Below are 223 nucleotides of genomic sequence, written 5' to 3'. Positions count from 1 at the left end.
GACGGTGAACGAATCGCGGGAACAGACCGAAGCTATCCACGCCTTGCAGCGCCATAAACAAACCCTCGAAGGCTTACTGGCCGAGAATGAAAAGGCGTATATCACCGAACTACATCAAAATGCCCAACGGTTGTTGCGCCCGCTCAATGTGGTTAACCCTTATGCCTCACAGTTAACGTTCATGAGCGATAAAACCCGCACCCGACGCGACCACATGAAATAT

Annotated in this window: 1 pseudogene; it reads left to right on the top strand. The window is 51.1% G+C overall.

The features are described 5' to 3' along the window. Positions 1-223: pseudogene (locus ABR397_RS24255) on the top strand (DNA primase); the annotation flags it as partial.

Origin of the sequence: Photorhabdus viridis (genome assembly GCF_040256935.1) — a bacterium.
In the GTDB taxonomy this organism is placed as follows: Bacteria; Pseudomonadota; Gammaproteobacteria; order Enterobacterales; family Enterobacteriaceae; genus Photorhabdus; species Photorhabdus viridis.
The sequence above is the reverse complement of the archived record's forward strand: the minus strand, read 5'-3'. Positions and strand labels throughout refer to the sequence as shown.